The following is a 3,149-nucleotide window of genomic DNA, read 5'->3' on the forward strand; positions in this document are numbered from 1 at the left end:
ACGGCTACGCTCGTCCGACTCTCATGGGTTGAGGACGGCTACGCTCGTCCGACTCCGCCGCTCGGGGCTCGAGCAACATCGCCCTCGTCCCCTCGCCAGATCTACGCGCAAACCCAGTTGCGCGGGTGGTTGTCTACCGCACCGCGTACTGAGCCGATGCGGTACTCCGTCAGACGTTCGACTCTGATCCGAGGGTGGGGCACGGGCGGCTTCCGGCTCGGGGCACTCGTATCGACGCGGGCCTCGCGCTCGGCGCCACGGGGGCACCTGCTGTGATAGGTAGGAGAGATTGCAAGGCTCTCGGGAGGATCGTCATGGCATTCAGCATTCGTTCTGGCCGCAAGATCGCCGTCGCAGCACTCGCCGCCCTTGCCTGCTCGATGGGCGCCGTGACGGCACCGGCCCTGGCCGCCAGCAGTCCCACCCCTGCACGTCCCTCGCCTGGCGCGGGACACGGTATGGACGGCGAAACGCTGCAGCACGACCTCGACCTCGTCACCCAGGCCAGCGCCATCGCCGTGGTTGGCGCTGCCCGCGGCAGTCACCAGTGGTGGCAAGGTGCCTCCGGAGTGCGCTCGATCGATGCGGCCCGCACGGCCCGGCCCGGCGACACGTTCCGAGTGGGCAGCATCACCAAGACGATGATCGCCACGCTGGCCATGCAGCAGGTCCAGGCGCGCAGGTGGAAGCTGACGACTCGGGTCGGTGACGTCCTGCCTGGCCTGCTGCCCGGGCACGAGCTGGTGACGCTGGAACAGCTGCTGAGCCACCGCTCCGGCCTGCCGGACTACTTCGGCACGCTCTTGGCCGGACCGCAGACCCCCGATCAGCTGCTGACGGTCCTGCACCGGCCCTACACGGACGCGCAGCTCGTCGCCGTGGCCTTGAAGCAGCCCTGGCTGTTCCGGCCGGGCACCGACTACTCGTACTCCAACACTGAGTACGTAGTGGTCGGGATGATGCTCGAGCAGGCCACCCAACGCTCGGTCGCACACCTGCTCCGGAACCGCATCTTCGTGCCCGCCGGGATGCGAAGCAGTACCTACCCGACGCGGCTGCCCGGGTTCCGTTGGACGCACCTGAGCGAGTACGCCCTCTTCGAGCGGCCGTATAACTTCGACGCGACCAACCCCTCCGTCTTCTCCTCCGCCGGTGCGGTCGTCTCCACCGCACCCGACCTCGACCGGTTCTACCGAGCGCTGTTCACCGGCCAGTTGTTGCGGATGAACCTGGTCCGCAACATGGCCACCCCGCGGACCGTGAAGGCCGGCGACCCGGCATACGGGCTGGGCATCTACCTCGTCGGCGACCCGTGCCCAGGGCCGAAGGGCCAGCAGCAGTACCTCTACGGCCACGACGGAGCGACGTTCGGCACGCTCTCAACGGCGTTCACCTCGCCGGATGGCAAGCGGCAGGCGAGCGTGAACTTCACCGGCCGCGACTACCTCACCGCAGCCCCGCCGACGGCCAAGCTCGCCAACGACTTCCTCATCGACGCGTTCAGCCAGACCTGCCCACGGCCCGTTAGCGCGACCGCGAAGAAGAAGGCGGCCGGTCAGCTCGCGCAGGCGCTGCGTGGCTCTGCAGCCACGACGCAGGCACCGGCACTGCGTCGCTGAAACACACCCCGACGTCACTTCGCGCCCGGACGAGGACTCTCGACTCGTGTGCATCACGACCCGGACTCGCGTGACCGGAGCGGCAGGCCGACGGACGCCAATAGCCGCAGTTCGCGCTCTCCTGACATCTGTTGGAGCGAGTATGGGGCGGGCGCTTAACACTTAGGGTTTCGCAGATCTCCCGAAATAGCGCCTCAACGAGATCCGCATGCGGCTGTCAATGGCCAAGCTTGGGTCCCCGCTGGTGGCTAGGTGAAAGTCCCCGGCCCCTCGCGGTTGTTCACGGGTTGCGGGGTGCACCTCCGGTCCGGGTTCGGGCTTCGCGCATGCGGTAGGACTGGCCGCTGGTGACCACGGTGGTGGCGTGGTGCAGGAGCCGGTCGAGCATGCTGACGGCGGTGGTGTGTTCGGGCAGGAACCGGCCCCAGTCCTCGTAGGAGAAGTGCGAGGCGATCCCGAGGGCGCGGCGTTCGTAGGCGGCGGCGACGAGCCGGAACAGCAGCTGGGCGCCGGTGTCATCCAGTGGGGCGAAGCCGACCTCATCGATCTGGAGCAGGTCGTGGCGTAGTAGGGCCTCGATGGTCTTGCCGACGGTGTTGTCCGCGAGGCCGCGGTAGAGGCTTTCGACGAGGTCGGCGGCGGTGAGGTACTTGACCTTGTGGCCGGCGGTGACGGCGGCGTGACCGAGCGCGATCAGGGTGTGGGTCTTACCGGCCCCGGCTGGCCCGATCAGGGCGAGGTTCTCCTTCGCGTCGATCCACTCGAGGCTGGTGAGGTACGCGAAGGTCGGGGCGGGGATCGAGGAGAGGGTCAGGTCGAACTCTTCGACCGTTTTCAGGACGGGGAACCCGGCGGCTTTGAGCCGGGCCCGTTCGTTGGAGGCGTCGCGGGCGGCGATCTCGGCCTCGATGAGCGCGCGTAGCACCTCTTCCGGGGTCCAGCGTTGGGTCTTCGCGGTGAGCAGCAGCTCGGGGGCGAGCTGGCGGATCGTGGCCAGCTTGAGCCGGCGCAGCCCGGCGGTCAGGTCCGCCGGCAGCGCCGGGGGGCTCGTGGCGCGCATGATGACACCACCTCACGTGTGACCGGAGCGTGGTCTGGCTGGTGCTGATTCCCTGTCGTTGCAGTTAGTTCCGTGTCGAGGCGGCCCCCGCCAGCGTTGGGCGCGTACTCGGACAGGGACCGGCCCGAGCTGGTGGGTAGGTCGATCACGAGGGCATCCCCTGCGGTCCTGGGGTGGGGGGTGCCGACGCCGGCGGCGAGGATCGAGCGGACGTCCGCGGCTTTCCACCGGCTGAACGCTACGGCCCGTTCGAGCGCCGCGACGAACACTGGCTTGCCGTGGGCGGCGGCCAGGGTGTCCAGCTCGGCCAGCTCGGGCCCGAGGCGGGTATGCCCGGCTGCGGCGGCGCCAGCGATGAACGCCTCCGCGGCCAGGCCGAGGGCGCAGAAGTTCTTCTCGGCCGTGGTTTTCGGGCGGATCGCCCTGGCCGGGGCGGTGGGCCTGGGGCCCCCGTAGTGCTCGTGGAGGAT

At 69.0% G+C, this 3,149-nt stretch carries 2 protein-coding genes and 1 pseudogene; 1 reads left to right on the forward strand and 2 read right to left on the reverse strand.

The genetic code is table 11. From position 1 onward, the window contains the following. Positions 1-314 precede the first annotated feature (314 nt). On the forward strand, positions 315-1,619 hold the full coding sequence (locus L0H79_RS21710; protein ID WP_301486835.1) for a serine hydrolase: 1,305 nt from the start codon (positions 315-317) through the stop codon (positions 1,617-1,619). 280 nt (positions 1,620-1,899) lie between these two features. Here L0H79_RS21710 and istB read toward each other — a convergent pair whose 3' ends face one another. Together istB and L0H79_RS21720 are read right to left on the reverse strand one after the other, a co-directional pair. Then, positions 1,900-2,679 (reverse strand): IS21-like element helper ATPase IstB, encoded by a 780-nt coding sequence (istB, locus tag L0H79_RS21715; protein WP_301486836.1) that lies wholly within the window; start codon positions 2,677-2,679, stop codon positions 1,900-1,902. Positions 2,680-2,792: 113 nt separating this feature from the next. Continuing rightward, positions 2,793-3,149 (reverse strand): annotated as a pseudogene (locus L0H79_RS21720) (IS21 family transposase); the annotation flags it as partial.

This window comes from Intrasporangium sp. (genome assembly GCF_030452765.1).
Classification (GTDB): Bacteria; Actinomycetota; Actinomycetes; order Actinomycetales; family Dermatophilaceae; genus Intrasporangium_A.